The sequence below is a fragment of the Microbacterium sp. Y547 genome (assembly GCF_057669785.1).
On record NZ_JBYHFN010000003.1, the window covers coordinates 56,176 to 74,919 of the forward strand.

The window sequence follows — 18,744 nt, forward strand, 5'->3', positions numbered from 1 at the left end:
CACCTCCACCGGCTCGCAACGTAGAGCCGACGGCGCGAGGCCCCCGCGGCGGAGTTCCGCGGGGGCCCTCGCTCTGCCGCAGGCGAGGTCACTCCCCCGCGAGACCGCCCAGCAGGTGCCCGAACGAGCGGCCTTCTCCGAGGTAATTCGCCGGGTCGAACGGGTCGTTCGATGTGGCGGGGGCCTTCCGTGCGATCGCTTCGGCGAGCTCGCGGGCACCGCGCTCGATGCGGGCGGCCAGCGGCGCGACATCGTCTGCGCCTGCACCCCAGTCGCTCGAGGCGGCGAACACGCCCGTCGAGACAGGTTCGGCGTGCAGATAGGTGAACAGGGGCCGGATCGCGTAGTCGATCGCGAGCGAATGCCGGGCCGTGCCCGCGTTCGCCCCGATGAGCACGGGCTTGCCGGTCAGAGCATCGGGGTCGAGCACGTCGATGAACGACTTGAACAGGCCCGAGTAGCTCGTCGAGAAGATCGGCGTCACGACGATGAGCGCGTCGGCCGAGACGACGGTGTTGATCATCGATTCGAGCGCGGCCGGCGCGAACCCGGTGAGCAGGTTGTTCGTGACGTCGTGCGCATGATCGCGAAGCTCGAACGTGTCGAACGTCGCCTCGATCTGCTGCTCGTCACGCAGCGCCGTCGCCGTAGCAGCGACGAGCCGGTCGGCGAGCATTCGCGTCGATGAGGGATTGGACAGTCCTGCCGAAACGACGGCCACGCGTCGGGGTGTGCTGCTGGTCATGTCAGGTCCCCTGTCGAGTCGCGGCCGCACCGAATGCCGAACCGACCTGTGCCGCGACGTCCTGGTACGGCGACCCGGCTGTCAGGTTGTCCCCGCGGTTCGCGGCGGGCCGCGCCTCGCGCGCCGGTTCGTCGCCGTACGCCGCGCGGACGCGCGCCGCGTGGGTGGGTGCGTCCGGAACATCGGCCGGGCGGTCCTTCTGCAGCTCGCGACGCAGCACCGGCACGACTTCTCCGCCGAGCAGGTCGAGCTGCTCGAGCACCGTCTTGAGAGGCAGGCCCGCGTGGTCCATGAGGAACAGCTGCCGCTGGAAGTCGCCGTACAGGTCGCGCATGCCGGCGTACCGGTCGATGACCTGCTGAGGCGAGCCGACGGTGAGCGGGGTCATCTCGCTGAAGTCTTCGAGGCTCGGGCCGTGTCCATACACGGGCGCGTTGTCGAAGTAGGGGCGGAATGCGCGCACGGCATCCTGGGAGTTCTTCGCCATGAACACCTGACCGCCCAGACCCACGATCGCCTGCTCGGGCGTGCCGTGGCCGTAGTGCGCGTAGCGCTGGCGATAGAGCGCGATGAGGCGCTGGTAGTGCTCAGCGGGCCAGAAGATGTTGTTCGCGAAGAAGCCGTCGCCGTAATAGGCCGCCTGCTCGGCGATCTCGGGCGTGCGGATCGAGCCGTGCCAGACGAACGGCGCGATGCCGTCCAGCGGCCGCGGGGTCGCCGTGAACCCCTGCAACGGCGTGCGGAACTTACCTTCCCAATCGACGACGTCTTCGTGCCACAGCCGGTGCAGCAGGTTGTAGCTCTCGATCGCGAGTGGAAGGCCCTGTCGGATGTCCTTGCCGAACCACGGGTAGACGGGGCCGGTGTTGCCACGCCCGAGCATGAGGTCCATGCGCCCGCCCGAGAGGTGCTGCAGCATCGCGTAGTCTTCGGCGATCTTCACGGGGTCGTTCGTCGTGATGAGGGTCGTGGCCGTGGACAGGACGAGCCGCTCGGTCTGCGCCGCGATGTATGCCAGCGTCGTCGTGGGGCTCGACGACCAGAACGGCGGATTGTGGTGCTCGCCGAGCGCAAAGACATCGAGTCCGACGGCTTCCGCGTGACGCGCGATCGTGACGGCGTCGCGGATCTTCTCCGCCTCGCTCGGGGTCTTTCCCGTCGTCGGGTCCTGCGTGATGTCGCTGACCGAGAAGATGCCGAACTGGATGCCCGACCGGGTGATGTTGTCGCTCACGATCCTTCTTCCGTCTCCGAGTGCCCTCGACACTCATTATGTATGCACGTGAATGTAAGTTATAAAACACCGTGGGGCGAAGGTTATTCCCGGCCGATACCGCGATCTCCCGCATCCGCGAGACGCCGGGACCCGAGGATAAACTGACGACGCCTCATGACGGATCCTTCGAGAGCGGCCGACGCCGCGCAATCGCGCTCCCCCGCGACGGGGACGACCGACTCTCCGCGCCCGAAGCAGCGCACCCCGTTCTGGGACAACGCCCGCTTCGCGTGCATCGTTCTCGTCGTGCTCGGCCACGCGGTCCAGCAGCTGACATACGAATCCGACATCGCGCTGGGACTCTACCTCGTCGTGTACGCCTTCCACATGCCGGCGTTCGCGATCATCTCGGGCTACTTCTCGAAGTCCGACTCGCCGGGCTCTCGGCAGATGGCGCGAGTCATCACCGACATCCTGGTGCCGTACGTCATCTTCGAGACGCTGTGGACTCTGACCAAGTGGCTCGTCGAGGGGCAGGCGAACCCCAACCCGACCCAGCCCTCATGGACTCTGTGGTTCTTGCTGGCGCTCGGCATCTTCCGGCTCGTGCTGCCCTACCTGGCACTGCTGCGGTGGCCGCTCGCGTGGACCGTCGCGATCTCGATCGGCGCGGGATACCTGCCCAACGTCGATTCGACCTTCTCACTGTCGCGCACGCTGGGCCTGCTGCCGTTCTTCGCGCTGGGCTGGTGGCTGCGCGAGCGCGGCATCGTCGAGCGGCTCGGGCTGCTGCGCCGGCGCCCGTGGTGGACGATCGCCGCCTCGATCGCCGTGTTCCTCGGCGCAGGGCTGACCGCGTGGCTGCTGATCGACACATGGCGCGACATGAACCTGCGCGGATGGCTCTTCTACAACGCCGACTACGCCACCCTCGGCAGCACCGAGTGGTGGGCCGGCGGCGTGCGCCTCGCGCTGATCGCCGTGGCGCTCGTGCTGTGCACGGCGTTCTTCGCACTGCTCCCCCGCGGCGCCCACTTCTGGACGCAGTTCGGCCAGTACACGATGTACGTCTACCTGCTGCACTCGTTCGTGCTCTATCCCTTCCGCGAGTCGGGCGTGCTCCGCGACCTCGAGCCCACGTGGCTGTGGCTGCCGATCGTGATCGTCGCGTCGGTGCTCATCGCGCTGGGCCTGGCGACCAAGCCCGTGCGCCTTGTCTTCCGCCCGCTCATCGAACCGCGGCCCGCGTGGCTCTTCGCCGATCGGTCGCTCGCGCTGCGCGAAGGCCGCAATGCCGACCCGACCGGCGCGCGCCGACCCCGGGGGACGCAGCCCGCGCCGCATTCTGATCGATGAAACATTCGCCCACACGGTGCGGAATCCCTTTACGCTCGTCGTATGAGCGACCTGAACCTGCCCGTACTCGACCTCTCCGAGCTCGACAAGGGGCCCGAAGCCGCCGCCTGCTTCCGCGACGACTTGAGGGCTGCGGCGCACGAGGTCGGGTTCTTCTACCTGGTCGGCACGGGCATCCCGGCCGATCTCGAAGCTCGCCTGCACCAGGCGGCGATCGACTTCTTCGCACTGGATGACGAGGACAAGCTCGCGATCGAGAACCTCAAGAGCCCGCACTTCCGCGGGTACACGCGCGTCGGCGGCGAGCTGACGCAGGGCCGGATCGACTGGCGCGAGCAGATCGACATCGGCCCCGAGCGCGAAGCGGTCACCGACCCCGAGGCGCCCGACTTCGCCCGCCTCATCGGACCGAACCTCTGGCCGGAGGCGCAGCCCGAGCTGCGCACCGTCGTCGAGGAGTGGCAGGAGCACCTGAGCGGCGTCGCCCGCAAGCTGCTTCGCGCGTGGTCGCTCGCTCTCGGCGCGGACGAGGGGCACTTCGACCAGCATTTCGGCGACCCCGCGACCCTCATGAAGATCGTCCGCTACCCCGGCAAGGATGACCCGACGCCGCAGCAGGGAGTCGGCGCACACAAGGACGCCGGCGTGCTGACGCTGCTGTGGGTCGAGCCCGGCAAGGGCGGACTTCAGGTCGAGCGCGACGGCGAGTGGGTCGATGCGCCGCCCGTGCCCGGTGCGTTCGTCGTGAACATCGGCGAGATGCTCGAGTATGCGACGCAGGGCTACTTGACGGCGACGAACCATCGGGTCGTCTCGCCGCAGGCACCCGACCACCGCATCTCGGTGCCGTTCTTCTTCAACCCGGGCCTGGACGCGCAGTTGCCGATCATCCAGCTGCCGGCTGAGCTCGCCGCCGATGCCCGTGGGGTCTCGCAGGACCCGAGCAACCCGATCCACGACCTCTACGGCGAGAACGCCCTCAAGTGGCGCCTGCGCGCCCACCCCGACGTCGCGGCCATCCACCACGCCGACCTCGTCGCCGCCCGGGCCTCGTCCTGACCCCGGCCCGGGGCATCCCGGGCGTCAGAAACGAACGAAGGCCTCCCCACACCGTGGGGAGGCCTTCCAAGAATGTTCTGCGCGATTGAACGCTGGTCGCGTGCTCTCGACGTGTGTCGTCTTAGCGACGAAGACCGAGACGCTCGATGAGCGAGCGGTAACGGTTGATGTCGATGTCCTGGAGGTAGCCCAGGAGACGGCGGCGCTGACCGACGAGCAGGAACAGCCCACGACGCGAGTGGTGGTCGTGCTTGTGCTGCTTCAGGTGCTCGGTGAGGTCCTTGATGCGCTGCGTCAGCATCGCGACCTGCACCTCGGGGGATCCGGTGTCACCGGGGTGCGTCGCGTACTGTTCGATGATCGCCTTCTTGACGTCTGCTTCGAGTGCCATAGATGGGATCCCCTTTCTGTTCACTGCGCGGCGCCCGGCACCTGATGTGCGAGCTCTCTTTATCCGCGGCCGATCAAACGGCAACCTCCAGAGTCTACCAGCGTTGACGACGAGCGGATGCCGGCGGATCTCAGTCGACGCATCCGGCGGTCGTCCGGAGTGTCCCCCGTGGGCCTAGAGTCACTTCGTGACCACCACCCTCTCGCCCCTCCCCGACGCGCCGACGACGAGCTCGAACGCGTGGATCGCCGTGCAGTTCGTGCTGTGCGGCGTCGTCTGGGGATCGAGCTTCCTGTTCATGAAGGTCGCCCTCGAGGGGATGTCCCCCGCGCAGGTGGTGTGGTCGCGCCTCATCCTCGGCGGTCTGACGCTCGGGCTGATCGTGCTCGTGCGGCGCGACCGGCTCCCCCGGCGCATCCATGTCTGGCTGCACATGACGGTGCTCGCCGTGTCGTTCTGCGTCGTGCCGTTCATGCTCTTCTCGTGGGCCCAGCAGCACGTCACCAGCGGTATCGCGAGCATCTTCAACGCCACGACGCCGCTCATGACGGCGATCATGGCCTGGCTCGTCTTCCGCGTCGAGAAGCTGCGACCGGGGCAGATCGCCGGCATCGTTCTGGGCATGCTCGGAATCATGGTGATCATCGCCCCGTGGCAAGGTCTCGACCTGTCGCAGAGCGTCATCGCGCAGCTTGCGATCCTCGGCGCGACGGCGTGCTACGGCTTCAGCCTCGCCTACATGCGCCGGTTCGTCTCGAACACCGGCATGAGCCCGCTCGTGTTCTCTTTCCTCAACATCGGCATCGCCGCCGCGATCATGGCGCTGCTCACGCCTGCCCTCGTGCTCACCCCCGTCGCACTCGATGCCTGGATCGTCGCGAGCGTCCTGATCCTCGGCTGCGTCGGCACGGGCGTGGCCTACGTGTGGAACCAGAACACCCTGCGCGCGTGGGGGCCAACGCGCGCGTCGACCGTGACCTACATGTCCCCCGTCGTCGGGGTCATCCTCGGCATCATCGTGCTGGGCGAATCCCTCAGCTGGAACGAGCCGATCGGCGCCGTCATCGTCTTCGCGGGCATCCTGCTGGCGCAGAATCGCCTGACGCTCGCCCCGCGCGCCCGGGCATGACGAAGGGCGGATGCCGCACCCGAGTGCCGTGCGGCACGGTGCGGCATCCGCCCTTCGATCGGGTCACTCGGTCTCGAGCGCGCCCTGCAGGTCGAGGGTGACCGTGATGTCCTTGCCCACGAGCACGCCACCGGTCTCGAGCGCGGCGTTCCAGGTGAGGCCGAAGTCTTCGCGGTTGATGACGGTCTTCGCCGTCGCACCGGCCTTGTAGTTGCCCCACGGGTCGGATCCGAAGCCGCCGAACTCGAACGCGAACGTGACGGGCTTGGTCGTGCCGCGGATCGTGAGGTCGCCATCAACGAGGAAGTCGCCGTCTTCCACGCGGACACCCGTCGAGACGAAGTCGATCGTCGGGTGGTTCTCGACGTCGAAGAAGTCGGCGGAGCGCAAGTGCTGGTCACGCCCGTCATCCTTCGTCGACAGCGACGCCGCGTCGACCTGGGCGGTGACGGTCGTCTCCAGCGGGTTCTCACCCGCGACGATCGTGGCGCTCTTCACACCGAACGCGCCACGCACCTTCGAGATCATCATGTGGCGGACGCTGAACGCCACCTCGCTGTGCGAGGGGTCAAGCACCCAGGTTCCGGCCTTGTAACCGGGGATGTCGGCGATCGTGACGGTCATACTTCTCCTCCAGGGATTCGGCCGACGGTGCGGCATGTGGGGTTCAACACGCGGCCAGAGCCGATCTATTCCACTGCATGGAATTTTTCTTCTCTGAAGACGACGAAGGCGGATACCCCAGGGGCACCCGCCTTCGTCTGATGGTGTTCGTCAGGCGACGTCGATGAGGTCGATGACGAAGATGAGGGTCTTTCCACCGAGGAAGTGTCCGCCCGCGGGGCCATAGGCCAGGTGCGGCGGCACGATGAGTTCGCGGCGGCCCCCGACCTTCATGCCGGGAATGCCGTCCTGCCACCCCTGGATGAGGCCGCGCAGCGGGAACTGGATGCTCTCGCCACGCCCCCAGGAGGAGTCGAACTCCTCACCGGATTCGTACTCGACTCCGGCGTAGTGGACGGTCACGGTGTCGCCGGGCTTCGCCTCGGCGCCGTCACCCACGATGATGTCGCGGATGACGAGGTCGGTGGGCGCCGGTCCCTCGGGTGCGTCGATCTCGGGCTTGGTGCGGTCGTCAGTCATGCATCCATCCAACCCTGCGAGCACGCGGCGGTCAATGTGGGCCGCGGGCAAAACTCAGCGCCCGGGGTCGCGGCAATGCCTACGAGCCAACCGAGCGCTGAGCTTGATCTGCCCTCAGCATGCCCAGGCATCCGCGCCGTGTCAATACCCCGCCGCGGGCTCGCCGAGCGAGGTCAGGGAGCGAAGAGCGCGGCGCGCGCGGCGCTCGTGCGCGCGAGCAGTACGTGCTCGTCGCCGCGGGCGTGCGCGTCCCGACCCGAGATCGCCCGCTGTCGGGCTGCCGCGAGAGCCGTCGCATCGGCGATGAACTCGCGCATGAGGGGGCGCCGGTCGCCCCGTAGCGTGCTCGCCCACGCGAGCGCTGCTCTACGGCCGGCCGACGTCGCGAGCATGTCAGCCTCTTGCGGTGTGAACCATCCCGCGGCCGCGTAGTCCCCCAGACGCGCGCGGGTCAGCCGTGCCTCCTCTCGCCGCAGTGCGACGATTCCGAGGATGAACACGACGAACAACGGCACCTGCAGCGTCCAGTAGAGCGCGAAGAAGTCTCCGAGCATGGCCGAGCCGTTCCACAGCGCGTGCAGCACGATCGCACCCGCGAGGCCCAGCAGCAGCGCTCCGAGGGCGGCGCGCGGCGGTACTCCGCGGCGCGCGGCGAGGCCGAGCGCGAAGCCTGTCACGGCCGTGAACATGACGTGGGCGAACGGGGAGAGGATGCCGCGCACGAAGAACGTGACGGAGGTGTCGGCGGCTCCGCCCTCGATCACGCTGACGGCGAAGTACTGGATGTTCTCGGTGAAGGCGAAGCCCGCTCCCACGAGCGCGCCGTAGACGACACCGTCGACGGGGCCGTCGAACGCACGGCGCGCCGAGGCGAAGATGAGGAACACGCCGAGCCCCTTCGCGACCTCCTCGACGATAGGCGCCTGGATGACCCCGGAGATGAAGTCCGAGTCGAAGCCGCGTCCCGCACCGAACCCCATCACGAGCAGCAGGTCGACACCGAGGGCGATGCCGACGGCGGCGATCGCCCCCCACGCGATCGCGAAGACGACGAGGCCCATCGGCTCGGGCTCCCAGCGGTCGATGAGGCGTATCGCGACGAGCACGCCCGCGAGCGGGATGACCGCGAGCACCATGCCGACGATCGATGCACCCGGCCCGAGGGCGTTGAGGAAGTACGCGACGAGTACGACGAACACGAGGACCAGCAGACCGATCGCCCAGATGGGCGCTGACCTTCCCTTGCGCGGCCGCACCGGCAGCACGGCGGGGACCGCACCGACCGGAGGGATCGCGGCGGGCGCCGCGTGGGGCGGCTGAGCGAAGGGCGACGCGAACTCGGGCGGCGTCAGTGAGGGGCGCGGACGGGCGGAGTCCATCGTCATGCGCACCAGCCTATGGGCCCGTCGCGCGCGGCCGCTGCGCCAGAGCGACAGGTAGTTTAGAAGGATGCGTTTTGCCCACGTGGTCGCTCCCGGCGCCACTTCACCCCAGCTCGCCATCGTGGAAGACGCGCAAGCCGTCATCGTCGAGAACCTCTTCCCCGGAGCCCCTCGCGTGCTCGAAGAGCTCATCGCCGGCGGTGACGAACTGCTCGCCCGCGTGCGGGAGACCGATCGCGACGCGGCGGCACGGCATCCGCTCGCCGACGTCGGCTTCGCCTCGGCGGTGCTCACCCCGCCCGTCGTGCTGGCGGTGGGTCTCAACTACGCGGCGCACTCGAGCGAGCTGGGGCTGAAGACCGACTCGACGCCGACCGTGTTCGTGCTCTGGCCGAACTCGCTCGCGGGGCACGACGACACCGCGGCGTGGCCCCGTTCGCTCAGCGAATCCGTCGACTACGAGGCAGAGCTCGGTGTCATCATCGGCCGTCCGGCGAAGGACGTCTCGCCCGAGGACGCGCTCGACCACGTGTGGGGATACACCGTCGTCAACGACATCACGGCGCGAGACATCCAGTACTCCGAAGCCCAGTGGTCCCGCTGCAAGTCCTTCGACGGATTCACCCCGACGGGCCCGTTCGTCGTGACGGCGGACGAAATCCCCGACCCGCAGGACCTGCGGATCTGGACGGTGCTCGACGGCCACACGATGCAGGACGCCACGACGGGTCAGATGGTTCGGCCCGTGTCTGCTCTCGTCGCGCACCTGTCGAAGTCGGCGACGCTGCTGCCGGGCACGCTCATCTCGACGGGAAGCCCCGGCGGCGCGGGGTACAGCCGCGACCCGCAGGTGTTCCTGCGGGACCGCTCGACCGTCACGGTCGGCATCGACGGCATCGGCGAGCTGACGACGCACTGCCGCATCCTCGACTGACGGCGAGAACGAGAAAGGGCGACCCGCACGCGGATCGCCCTTTCTGGAATGCGAATCACTCGCAGGTGATCGTGCCACCCGTCGAGAGCTCGTAGACGCCGGGCGCCATGCCGTCGCACAGATCAGCGACGGCATCCAGCGAGAACATGATCAGCGCGACGATGATGATGACCGAGACCACCAGCAGCACCGCCCCGACGATGATCGCCGCCAGAGCCCACCCGTTCTTGTAGCCGGCCTTCTTGCTCTGCACGAGGGCGATGATGCCGAGGATGATTCCGACGATCTGCACGAAGAACGACACGGCGAAGGCGACGATGCCGAGGGTCTTTCCCGGGACGGTCGGCTGCGCGGGCGGAGCGGCCCCGGGCGGAGGAGCGGGAGCGTACTGCGGCGCTCCGCTCGCCGGCGGAGGAGCGGACGCGTACTGCGGTGCTCCGCTTGCCGGCGGCGGTGTGGTTTCAGGTGTGTTCGGATCAGTCATGCGGTCCCCCTGGTCGTATCTGACGTCGTCCCAGCGTACCGAGCGCGACCCACGCTGTGTGGGATGCGGCCGGTTCAGGAGTCTTCGGACGCGACGATGTCCTCGGCGCTCTGCACGATCGGGATCGCCGCCGTGATCGTCTCCAGGCCCGACAGCCGCGCGGGCGAAAGCTGCTTGGCGACTTCTTCGGCCGACATCAGACCGGCTTCGACGACGAGGTCGCCGACGTTGCGACCCGTGAGCAGCGCGGTCTTGGCGAGCGCCGCCGACGCGGCGTAGCCGATGAACGGAGTGAGTGCCGTCACGACGCCGACCGACGAGCCCACCATCGCGCCCAGGCGCGCACGGTTCGCCGTGATGCCGTCGACGCAGTTGACGCGCAGCGTCCACATCGCGCGGCGCATCCAGGTGATCGACTGGAAGATCGAGTGCGCCATGACGGGCTCGAAGGCGTTGAGCTGAAGCTGGCCGCCCTCGGCCGCCATCGTGACGGTGAGGTCGGCGCCGGCGACCGCGAAGGCGACCTGGTTGACGACCTCGGGGATGACCGGGTTCACCTTGCCCGGCATGATGCTCGAGCCGGCCTGCTGGGCGGGCAGGTTGATCTCGCCGAAACCGGCCTGCGGACCCGACGACAGCAGCCGCAGGTCGTTGCAGATCTTCGACAGCTTGATCGCGTTGCGCTTGAGCGACGACGAGAACGACATGAAGGCGCCGGTGTCGCTGGTGGACTCCACGAGGTCGGTCGCGAGCTCGATGTCGAGTCCGCTGATCTCGCGCAGGTGGCGTAGCACCGTCTGGCTGTAGTCGGGGTGCGTCGTGATGCCGGTGCCGATGGCGGTCGCACCGAGGTTGATCTCGTGCAGCAGCTTGGCGTTCTCGGTGAGCCGGCTGTGGTCCTCGGCGAGGGTCGTGGCGAAGCCGTGGAACTCCTGCCCGAGCGTCATCGGGACGGCATCCTGCAGCTGCGTGCGCCCGACCTTGAGGATGTCGTGGAACTCGACGGCCTTGGACAGGAACGCCCCGCGCAGCAGGTCGAGCTCTTCGAGAAGCGTCTTGAGGTCGAGGCTGAGCCCGACCTTGATGGCGGTCGGGTAGACGTCGTTGGTCGACTGGCTGCGGTTGGTGTGGTCGATCGGCGACAGGAACGCGTAGTCGCCCTTCTCGCGGCCGGCGAGCTCGAGCGCGACGTTGGTGATGACCTCGTTCGCGTTCATGTTGGTCGAGGTGCCCGCGCCACCCTGGATGACGCCCACGACGAACTGGTCGTGGTACTTCCCGTCGATGACGAGTTGCGCGGCCCTGTCGATGAGGTCGGCCCGTTCGAGGTCGAGCACGCCGATCTCGCGGTTCGCCCGCGCCGACGCCTGCTTGACCATCGCGAGCGCGACCACGAGGTCGCGGTACACCGAGATGGGGCGCTTCGAGATCGGGAAGTTCGCCAGCGCCCGCGCCGTGTGCACCCCCCAGTACGCGTCGGCGGGGATCTCGAGGGATCCCAGCGAATCGGTTTCTGTGCGGGTGAGCGACGTCGCGTCGGCAGTCATTCGGGCGTCCTTGGAGGTCACGACTCTGTGGGAGGGGATGCCCCGAGCCTACCCGCGCGCACGGATCGGCACCTTGTCCCCCGCGGCGGGTCGTCGGCCTCTGCTGTACGCCGAGGCCTACCGTGCGGGCTTTCGGGAGAACGCTTCGAGCCGTTCGGCCGGGGACAGCGCCGCCATCTTGTCGAGCCACTCCTGAGAGAAGCCGTCGGCCGTCGGGGAATCGAGCACGGGAACCACGGCATGCGTGATCGTCTCGTCGTACACGTGCACGAGGTGGAAGGACTGCCCCGCGTCGGTGCCGTTGACCTCGGCCGCGGGCCTTGTGAGGTTCATCGTGTAGCACGTGGCCGCCGCAACGCTGACGGGAACGCCGGCGAAGGTGCCGCTCGTCGAATAGTGCAGGTGGCCTCCGAGGATCGCCCGCACGTCGGTTCCCGCGATGACCTCGGCAAGGCGGTGCTGATCGCGCAGTTCGAGGATGTCGAACAGCCGCACGTGCGAGGGCAGCGGTGGATGATGCAGCGCGAGGATCGTGCCGAGGGGCGCCGGCTCGGCGAGGACGTCGCCCAGCCACGTGAGCTGCGCGTCGTCGAGTTCGCCGTGGTGCCACCCGGGCACACTCGTGTCCAGCCCGATCAGACGCAGGCCGCCGAGGTCGGACACGCTCGTGACGGCGGCTTGAGTCGGTTCGAGATCGAGGAGCCCCTCGCGAAGCGCGGGACGCTCATCGTGGTTGCCGGCTACCCAGATCACGGGTGCGCCGAGTCGCTCGGCGACAGGCTCGACCGCGGTGCGCAGCGCGCGGTAGGCCTCGGGTTCGCCGAGGTCGGTGAGATCGCCCGTGAACACGATCGCGTCCGGACGCAGCTGCATGCGCTCTACCGCTTCGAGTGTGCGCACGAGATTGGCCTCGGTGTCGATCCGCCCCGCGAGCAGCGCGTTGCCGGCGAGCAGGTGCGTATCGCTCAGGTGCAGGATCGTCCGCCGCGCGGGCGGGTACTGGCCGAACTGCTCGGGCCCTGCGGCATCCGCCTGCCCGCTGTCCGGGGGCGATGTGGGAGAGCGCGTGGTGACCATGACGACAGCGTACGGCGACCCTGCGACGCTCAGTGGTTGAAGACGATGAGCAGGATGCCGCCGAGCACAGCCAGCGCGCAGAGCCCGAAACATCCGTAGGCGCCCACGAGCGCGAGGCGCTTCTGCCCCTCGGTGAGCGGGCTCTTCCGGGCGGCCTTCAGCGCGGCCTTCTCTGCCCGGCGTGCCTCTTTCTCGGTGATCACCGTGATCGCGTCGGTGAACTCGGCCGGGGCGACGACCGGTGCCTTGCCGGCGCGCACGAGAAGGCGGAGCCCGACGGCGTACGACGTCACGACGAACACCCCTGCGACGAGGCTCGCGGCGAAGACCTGCAAGAACGCGATCCAGTCGATGGTGATCACCGGTTCTGCTCCTTCTGCTTCTTCGCCGCCGCGCGCTGCGCCCTGCGCTCGGCGTGCTCGACGGCGGCGACGCGGCGGGCCTCTTCGCGCGCGGCCGCACGCTGGCGGCGGGTAGGCGGCGGGTTGCGCTTGACCTTGACCGCGCGACCGGACTCGGCCACGTCGCTCATCGCGTTGGCCGAGTCGACCACGTTGCGGCGCGAGCGCCAGAACAGGCCGAGGATGATGGCGAGCGCGATCACGGCGTCGATCAGGACGCCCCACGTGCCCAGCCACACCACGACGAGAGCCGCGAGCGCGCCCACTGCTCCGGAGGCGGGGAGCGTCAGCAGCCAGCCGACCATGATGCGGCCGACGGTACCCCAGCGCACCTTGGATCCGCGCCTGCCGAGTCCCGAGCCGATGACCGAGCCCGACGCGACCTGCGTCGTCGACAGGGCGAAGCCGAGGGCGCTCGAAGCGAGGATCGTCGCCGCCGTCGACGTCTCGGCGGCGAAGCCCTGCGCGGGTTTCACATCGGTGAGCCCCTTGCCCAGGGTGCGGATGATGCGCCATCCGCCCATGTAGGTGCCGAGCGCGATCGTGACGGCGCACGCGACGATCACCCAGAACTGCGGATCGGGGTTGGCCGTTGACTGCCAGCCGACGGTGATGAGGGCGAGCGTGATGACTCCCATCGTCTTCTGTGCGTCATTGGTGCCGTGCGCGAGGGCCACGAGCGACGATGTGAAGATCTGCCCCCACCGGAAGCCGTCGCGTCCGTCGGGCTTGGTGTCGTACCGGCGGGTGATGGCGTACGCGATCTTCGTCACCGTGAACGCGATGACGCCGGCCGTCAGCGGTGCGATGAGCGCGGGCAGGATCACCTTGCTCATGACGACACCGAAGTCGATCGCCATGGCGCTCGCGCCGACGAGCGTGGCTCCGATGAGTCCGCCGAACAGCGCGTGCGACGACGACGACGGAAGCCCGAGCAGCCACGTCAGCATGTTCCACGTGATGGCGCCGATGAGTCCCGCGAAGATGATCGAGGGAAAGACGGTCGCCGATATCTCGTCTTCGCGGATCATGCCGCCCGAGATGGTCCGCGCGACCTCGGTCGACAAGAACGCGCCGACGAGGTTCAGGATGGCGGCGAGCAGCACGGCGGTGCGGGGCTTGAGTGCGCCCGTCGCAATGGGCGTCGCCATCGCGTTCGCGGTGTCGTGAAACCCGTTGGTGAAGTCGAAGAAGAGCGCCAGTGCGATGACCAGCACAATGATGAGGGTTGCGGCTTCCACGTTCGCTTTCGTAATGAGGATGCGGGGCCGACGATGTCGGCGTGACGAACGAACAGTTCACCCAGAGTTCAGCAACCGGCAACCGGCCAGAGAGAATCCTTACACCGGGCCAGCCCGCGGTCAACTCCGGCCACCTCGCGGCGGCTAACGTTGTGCCGTGACCGCTCACGATTCCGCTCCTCCTGCCCCCGTCGCCTCACCCCGTGTCTCGGTGCGCTCGCACCACGGAGACGACGTCGAGGACCGCTACGAATGGCTCCGCGACAAGGAAGACGCCGACGTCATCGCCCATCTCGAGGCCGAGAACGCCTACACCGACGCACGCACCGCCCACCTCGCGGATCTGCGCGGGCGGATCTTCGACGAGATCAAGAGCCGCACCCTCGAGACCGACCTCTCCGTGCCCGTGCGCCGCGGACAGTGGTGGTACTACGGCCGCACCGTCGAGGGCAAGCAGTACGGCATCCAGTGCCGCGCCCCCCTTGCCTCCGTCGACGACTGGACTCCCCCTTCGCTCGCCCCCGACGTCGAGGTTCCGGGCGAGCAGATCGTGCTCGACGGCAACGCCGAGGCCGAGGGCCACGAGTTCTTCTCACTCGGCAGCTTCGAGGTCACCGGCGACGGCACGCGCCTGCTGTACGGCATCGACCTGGCCGGCGACGAACGCTACACCCTCCGCGTGCGCGACCTCGAGACGGGCGAGCAGCTGCCCGACGAGATCCCCGACACGTTCGCCGGCGCGACGTTCTCGCCCGACGGCCGCTTCATCGTCTACACGACGATCGACGACGCGTGGCGACCGGACACGGTGTGGCTGCACGAGCTCGGCACGGACATCTCCTCCGACCAGAAGCTCTTCCACGAGCCCGACGAGCGGTACTGGGTCGGGGCGGGCTTCACGCGCAGCGACCGCTACCTCGTCATCGGGCTCGGGTCCTCGATCACGAGCGAGGAATGGCTGCTGGACGCCGACGACCTGCGCGGCGAACCCCGCGTCGTCTGGCCTCGCACCGAAGGGGTCGAGTACGACTCCGACCACGCCGTGATCGACGGCGAGGATGTGCTGTTCATCCTGCACAACGCCGGCGCCCTCGATTTCGAGCTCGTCCGCGTCGCGGCATCCGACCCCGCCGGTGAGCGCACGGTCGTCGTGCCCCACCGCCCGGGTGAGCGCCTGCTGGGCCTGTCGACGTTCCGCGACTGGGGTGTGCTCGGCTATCGCCGCGGCGGGCTCGCGCGGCTCGGGCTGCTCGACTACGCGACCGGCGACGTCGATGAGATCACGTTCGACGAGCCGCTCTACGCTGTGGGGGCCTCGGGCAACCCGGAGTGGGCGCCGCCGCTCGTGCGCATCGGCTTCGCGTCGTTCGTCACGCCCGGCACGGTCTACGACTACGACGTCGTGTCGAAGCGGATGCACCTGCGCAAGCGGCAGCCGGTGCTCGGCGGCTACGAGCCCGCAGACTACGCGCAGGCACGCGTGTGGGCTCCGGCGGCTGACGGCACCCGCATCCCCGTCTCGCTCGTGTGGAAGCGTTCGTTCGGCGAAGCCGGCGCCGCGCCGCGCCCCCTGCACCTCTACGGGTACGGCTCGTACGAGCACTCGATCGAGCCCGGCTTCTCCGTGGCTCGCCTGTCCGAGCTCGACCGCGGCGTCGTGTTCGCCGTCGCCCACGTGCGCGGGGGCGGCGAGATGGGCCGTCAGTGGTACGAGGACGGCAAGCTGCTGAAAAAGCGCAACTCGTTCACCGACTTCGTGGACTGCGCGCGCCACCTCATCGACGAGGGCTACACGACGCCGGCGCAGTTGGTCGGCGAGGGCGGCTCCGCCGGCGGACTGCTGATGGGCGCGGTCGCCAACCTCGCACCCGAGCTCTTCGCGGGCATCCTCGCCGACGTCCCGTTCGTGGACGCGCTCACGACGATCCTCGACCCGTCGCTCCCCCTCACGGTCATCGAGTGGGACGAGTGGGGCGATCCCCTGCACGATCCCGATGTGTACGCGTACATGAAGACGTACTCGCCGTACGAGAACGTGCGAGACGGCGTCGCGTATCCCCGCATCCTCGCGGTCACGTCGCTCAACGACACGCGCGTCATGTACGTCGAGCCGGCGAAGTGGGTCGCACGCCTGCGCGAGGTCGGCGCCGACGCGCTGCTGAAGTGCGAGATGGTCGCGGGCCACGGCGGCGTGAGCGGTCGCTACAACGCCTGGCGCGAGCGTGCATTCGAGCTCGCCTGGCTCCTCGACGTGGTCCACGCTGCCTGACACCGCCGCCCGCTGCGCGCGCGCGGGCCGCGCGATTGCCGCCGAACCGGACCGATCCCGCCGAACCGGACGACGACGCCGTCTGGTTCGGCGGGATCGGTGTGGTTCAGCGCTCGGTGGGCAGTGATCGGGAGGTCGCACCCAGCGTGGAGAGCTGAGCCCGCTGCGGCGGACGGACGGGCGTCAGACCAGACCTGCGCAGCGCGGCGTCGAGCGGGCCGCCGCGGATCGCATCCGCCCAATCCCAGCGAGCGAAACCCCGCACGCGCGCCCGCAGCCGGTCCTCGCGCCTCTTCTCGCGCACGAAGGTCGCCTTCATCACGTCGTGGTTGGACGCGTCGTACTTGCCGTATCCGTCAGACTCGCCGATGACACGGGCTCTCCGGAAGAAGAAGTCCACCCGATCCGTGCCGTGCTCGTGGTCGAATTCGACTTGCAGCTCGGGCGGCTCGTACCCCAGCCACTCGATGACGGCGCGGCTGACCGACTCGCCGGCTGACTCGGCCGCGCCGGTGGCGCGCTCCTGAACCCAGTCGAGTTGGAGAACGCCCCGGCGATTCTCCTGGGCACGGCCCCGGGCGCTGAAGTCGGTGGCGCCGTGCGACCCCAACCTGCGCAGTACGGCATCGGCGACGGCGAGTGCGAACGCGGGAGGAAGCACCCGGGCGAGGTCGACCGCGGTGTCCGCCGGCGCGGTGGTGCGCACGCCCTCGACGACATCGATCCGCCGCCCGTCCCGAGCCCCGTGGACGATGACATCGCCACGGCGCCAGGTTGCGGCATCCGGACTGAGCAGGTGGATGTGGCGCGGCTCACCGAAGATCGGCAGCCCCTGAAGCGCGGCGGCGGACTCGAGGCAGAGGACCGGCTCGGTCCAGGTCATCAGCACGGCGTGCACACGCAGCAGATACCGATCCCACGGTTTGAGCGCCTGCCACACGTCGGGCGCGACGTAGACGCCCGGTCTCACCCGGCGAAGCGCGCCCCGCCGGACAAGCGCGGGGTGCTCTCTCGCGAGGATCAGCGTCGCCGGTGCCGGAAGCAGCATCCCGCCAGCATCCCTCGCCTCGCTGCGCTCCTCCGCCCGCTCCCCCGGTTGTTGCTCGCCCGCTCCGCACACGCCCCCTGGGGAGGAACCCTCGCAACGCCACCGAACCGGACCATCCGCGTCGAACCGCACCTCGGCGACGTCGGTTTCGACGGGAATCGTCCGGTTCGGCGGGTGGGGTGGGGTGGGGTGGGGCGGGGCGAGCGGGCGAGCGGGGCGAGCGGATGCGCGGGGGGTCAACCGAACAGGGCGGCGGCCTCTTCGTAGCGGTAGAGCGGCACGGTGTTGAGTTCGCCGAGGGCCTCGGCGAACGGGACGCGCACGATGTCGGTGCCACGCAGGGCCACCATCTGGCCCCACGCCTCGTCGACGATGGCGTCGGCGCTGTGCAGGCCCAGCCGCGTCGCGAGGACGCGGTCGAAGCCCGACGGCGAACCCCCGCGCTGGATGTGGCCGAGCACCGTCGAGCGGGTCTCGATGCCGGTGATCCGCTCGATCTCGGGCGCCAGGATCTCGCCGATCCCGCCGAGCCGGGGGCGGTTGAAGGCGTCGAGGCCCTTGTCGCTGTAGGCCCGGTCCATGCCCTTGAGCGTGAACCCTTCCGACACGACGACGAGCGGCGCACGACCGCGGGCGTGGGCGCGCATCACCTGGGCCGAGATCTCTTCGAGCGACAGCGGCACCTCGGGGATGCAGATGACGTGCGCACCCGCGGCGATGCCGGCGTGCAGCGCGATCCAGCCGACGTGGCGACCCATGACCTCGGCGACCATGCAGCGCTGATGCGAATCGCCCGTCGTACGCAGCCGGTCCATGGCATCGGTGGCGATGTTGACGGCGGTGTCGAAGCCGAAGGAGTAGTCGGTCGCACGCAGGTCGTTGTCGATCGTCTTCGGCACCCCCATGACGTTGATGCCGTCCTTCGAGAGCTGGTCCGCCCCGGCGAGCGTGCCTTCGCCGCCGATCGCGATGATGCCGTCGATGCGGTGGCCGTAGAGCGTCTTGGCGATGTTCTCGGCGCCGCCGCGCGGGCCCTCGTACGGGTTCGTCCGCGACGTGCCGAGGATCGTGCCGCCGACCTTCGACAGGCCCTTGACCTCGTGACGCGTAAGCGGGAAGAAGTCGGCGTCGACCACCCCGCGCCATCCGTCGCGGATGCCGACGAACTCGAGATCGTGCGCCGTCGTGCCCTTGAGCACGATGCCGCGGATGACCGCATTGAGCCCGGGGCAGTCTCCGCCGCTGGTCAGGATGCCGATCTTCATGCTGTGGTCCTTGCTGTCGGTACGGAGGGTACGGCGACGGTGCCGCTCCGACACTAT

At 68.8% G+C, this 18,744-nt stretch carries 18 protein-coding genes; 5 read left to right on the forward strand and 13 right to left on the reverse strand.

The genetic code is table 11. From position 1 onward, the window contains the following. Window positions 1–88: 88 nt before the first annotated feature. Together AC25Y0_RS05650 and AC25Y0_RS05655 are read right to left on the reverse strand one after the other, a co-directional pair. The gene (locus AC25Y0_RS05650; RefSeq protein ID WP_488122221.1) at window positions 89–745 is read right to left on the reverse strand and encodes a CE1759 family FMN reductase; all 657 of its coding nucleotides are present in this window, start codon (window positions 743–745) and stop codon (window positions 89–91) included. 1 nt (window position 746) lies between these two features. After that, window positions 747–1,952: an LLM class flavin-dependent oxidoreductase gene (locus tag AC25Y0_RS05655; protein ID WP_488122303.1), complete on the reverse strand. Its 1,206-nt coding sequence runs from the start codon at window positions 1,950–1,952 to the stop codon at window positions 747–749. A gap of 183 nt (window positions 1,953–2,135) precedes the next feature. Between AC25Y0_RS05655 and AC25Y0_RS05660 the strand changes: the two genes are divergently transcribed. Together AC25Y0_RS05660 and AC25Y0_RS05665 are read left to right on the forward strand one after the other, a co-directional pair. Further along, window positions 2,136–3,317 carry an acyltransferase family protein gene (locus AC25Y0_RS05660; protein ID WP_488122220.1) on the forward strand — a complete coding sequence of 394 codons (1,182 nt, stop codon included), beginning with the start codon at window positions 2,136–2,138 and terminating at the stop codon, window positions 3,315–3,317. 42 nt (window positions 3,318–3,359) lie between these two features. Next, window positions 3,360–4,376 (forward strand): isopenicillin N synthase family dioxygenase, encoded by a 1,017-nt coding sequence (locus tag AC25Y0_RS05665; RefSeq protein ID WP_488122219.1) that lies wholly within the window; start codon window positions 3,360–3,362, stop codon window positions 4,374–4,376. A 121-nt stretch (window positions 4,377–4,497) separates the two neighbouring features. Here AC25Y0_RS05665 and rpsO read toward each other — a convergent pair whose 3' ends face one another. Beyond that, a complete protein-coding gene (gene rpsO, locus AC25Y0_RS05670) occupies window positions 4,498–4,767 on the reverse strand; it encodes a 30S ribosomal protein S15 (RefSeq protein ID WP_488122218.1) in 270 nt (89 codons plus the stop codon). A gap of 187 nt (window positions 4,768–4,954) precedes the next feature. Here rpsO and AC25Y0_RS05675 point away from each other — a divergent pair, with 187 nt between their 5' ends. Next, a complete protein-coding gene (locus tag AC25Y0_RS05675) occupies window positions 4,955–5,896 on the forward strand; it encodes a DMT family transporter (RefSeq protein WP_488122217.1) in 942 nt (313 codons plus the stop codon). A gap of 63 nt (window positions 5,897–5,959) precedes the next feature. On the opposite strand, the gene AC25Y0_RS05680 is transcribed toward AC25Y0_RS05675, so the two are convergent. From AC25Y0_RS05680 to AC25Y0_RS05690, 3 genes are all read right to left on the reverse strand, one after another. Further along, entirely contained in the window at window positions 5,960–6,520 is a 561-nt protein-coding gene (locus tag AC25Y0_RS05680; protein WP_488122216.1) for a YceI family protein, read from the reverse strand. 150 nt (window positions 6,521–6,670) lie between these two features. Then, window positions 6,671–7,039: an FKBP-type peptidyl-prolyl cis-trans isomerase gene (locus AC25Y0_RS05685; RefSeq protein ID WP_488122215.1), complete on the reverse strand. Its 369-nt coding sequence runs from the start codon at window positions 7,037–7,039 to the stop codon at window positions 6,671–6,673. Between the two features lie 173 nt (window positions 7,040–7,212). Next, complete coding sequence (locus AC25Y0_RS05690) at window positions 7,213–8,424, reverse strand: PrsW family intramembrane metalloprotease (RefSeq protein WP_488122214.1); 1,212 nt, start codon at window positions 8,422–8,424, stop codon at window positions 7,213–7,215. A gap of 64 nt (window positions 8,425–8,488) precedes the next feature. On the opposite strand from AC25Y0_RS05690, the gene AC25Y0_RS05695 reads away from it, so the two are divergent. Further along, window positions 8,489–9,355 (forward strand): fumarylacetoacetate hydrolase family protein, encoded by an 867-nt coding sequence (locus tag AC25Y0_RS05695; RefSeq protein ID WP_488122213.1) that lies wholly within the window; start codon window positions 8,489–8,491, stop codon window positions 9,353–9,355. Window positions 9,356–9,410: 55 nt separating this feature from the next. Here the strand turns inward: AC25Y0_RS05695 and AC25Y0_RS05700 are convergent, their stop codons facing one another. From AC25Y0_RS05700 to AC25Y0_RS05720, 5 genes are all read right to left on the reverse strand, one after another. Beyond that, complete coding sequence (locus AC25Y0_RS05700; RefSeq protein WP_488122212.1) at window positions 9,411–9,839, reverse strand: DUF4190 domain-containing protein; 429 nt, start codon at window positions 9,837–9,839, stop codon at window positions 9,411–9,413. A gap of 74 nt (window positions 9,840–9,913) precedes the next feature. Then, window positions 9,914–11,386 (reverse strand): aspartate ammonia-lyase, encoded by a 1,473-nt coding sequence (locus tag AC25Y0_RS05705; protein WP_488122211.1) that lies wholly within the window; start codon window positions 11,384–11,386, stop codon window positions 9,914–9,916. Window positions 11,387–11,503: 117 nt separating this feature from the next. Next, a complete protein-coding gene (locus AC25Y0_RS05710) occupies window positions 11,504–12,463 on the reverse strand; it encodes a phosphodiesterase (protein WP_488134360.1) in 960 nt (319 codons plus the stop codon). 29 nt (window positions 12,464–12,492) lie between these two features. Then, window positions 12,493–12,825, reverse strand: a complete 333-nt coding sequence (locus tag AC25Y0_RS05715) for a peptidase (RefSeq protein WP_488122209.1) — start codon at window positions 12,823–12,825, stop codon at window positions 12,493–12,495. Then, entirely contained in the window at window positions 12,822–14,105 is a 1,284-nt protein-coding gene (locus AC25Y0_RS05720) for an anion permease (protein WP_488122208.1), read from the reverse strand. The genes AC25Y0_RS05715 and AC25Y0_RS05720 overlap by 4 nt, the downstream gene beginning before the upstream one ends. A gap of 157 nt (window positions 14,106–14,262) precedes the next feature. Here AC25Y0_RS05720 and AC25Y0_RS05725 point away from each other — a divergent pair, with 157 nt between their 5' ends. Next, window positions 14,263–16,374 carry a S9 family peptidase gene (locus AC25Y0_RS05725; RefSeq protein WP_488134361.1) on the forward strand — a complete coding sequence of 704 codons (2,112 nt, stop codon included), beginning with the start codon at window positions 14,263–14,265 and terminating at the stop codon, window positions 16,372–16,374. 106 nt (window positions 16,375–16,480) lie between these two features. On the opposite strand, the gene AC25Y0_RS05730 is transcribed toward AC25Y0_RS05725, so the two are convergent. Together AC25Y0_RS05730 and AC25Y0_RS05735 are read right to left on the reverse strand one after the other, a co-directional pair. Next, window positions 16,481–17,422: a type IV toxin-antitoxin system AbiEi family antitoxin gene (locus tag AC25Y0_RS05730; protein ID WP_488122206.1), complete on the reverse strand. Its 942-nt coding sequence runs from the start codon at window positions 17,420–17,422 to the stop codon at window positions 16,481–16,483. Window positions 17,423–17,658: 236 nt separating this feature from the next. Beyond that, complete coding sequence (locus tag AC25Y0_RS05735) at window positions 17,659–18,687, reverse strand: ATP-dependent 6-phosphofructokinase (protein WP_488122205.1); 1,029 nt, start codon at window positions 18,685–18,687, stop codon at window positions 17,659–17,661. Between the last annotated feature and the right edge of the window lie 57 nt (window positions 18,688–18,744).

What these genes read in the sequence shown, in the direction of transcription:
- AC25Y0_RS05650 (WP_488122221.1), bottom strand. Translation starts at nt 745, where the DNA reads ATGACCAGCAGCACACCCCGACGCGTGGCCGTCGTTTCGGCAGGACTG.
- AC25Y0_RS05660 (WP_488122220.1), top strand. Translation starts at nt 2,136, where the DNA reads ATGACGGATCCTTCGAGAGCGGCCGACGCCGCGCAATCGCGCTCCCCC.
- AC25Y0_RS05665 (WP_488122219.1), top strand. Translation starts at nt 3,360, where the DNA reads ATGAGCGACCTGAACCTGCCCGTACTCGACCTCTCCGAGCTCGACAAG.
- rpsO (WP_488122218.1), bottom strand. Translation starts at nt 4,767, where the DNA reads ATGGCACTCGAAGCAGACGTCAAGAAGGCGATCATCGAACAGTACGCG.
- AC25Y0_RS05680 (WP_488122216.1), bottom strand. Translation starts at nt 6,520, where the DNA reads ATGACCGTCACGATCGCCGACATCCCCGGTTACAAGGCCGGAACCTGG.
- AC25Y0_RS05685 (WP_488122215.1), bottom strand. Translation starts at nt 7,039, where the DNA reads ATGACTGACGACCGCACCAAGCCCGAGATCGACGCACCCGAGGGACCG.
- AC25Y0_RS05690 (WP_488122214.1), bottom strand. Translation starts at nt 8,424, where the DNA reads ATGACGATGGACTCCGCCCGTCCGCGCCCCTCACTGACGCCGCCCGAG.
- AC25Y0_RS05695 (WP_488122213.1), top strand. Translation starts at nt 8,489, where the DNA reads ATGCGTTTTGCCCACGTGGTCGCTCCCGGCGCCACTTCACCCCAGCTC.
- AC25Y0_RS05700 (WP_488122212.1), bottom strand. Translation starts at nt 9,839, where the DNA reads ATGACTGATCCGAACACACCTGAAACCACACCGCCGCCGGCAAGCGGA.
- AC25Y0_RS05705 (WP_488122211.1), bottom strand. Translation starts at nt 11,386, where the DNA reads ATGACTGCCGACGCGACGTCGCTCACCCGCACAGAAACCGATTCGCTG.
- AC25Y0_RS05710 (WP_488134360.1), bottom strand. Translation starts at nt 12,463, where the DNA reads ATGGTCACCACGCGCTCTCCCACATCGCCCCCGGACAGCGGGCAGGCG.
- AC25Y0_RS05730 (WP_488122206.1), bottom strand. Translation starts at nt 17,422, where the DNA reads ATGCTGCTTCCGGCACCGGCGACGCTGATCCTCGCGAGAGAGCACCCC.
- AC25Y0_RS05735 (WP_488122205.1), bottom strand. Translation starts at nt 18,687, where the DNA reads ATGAAGATCGGCATCCTGACCAGCGGCGGAGACTGCCCCGGGCTCAAT.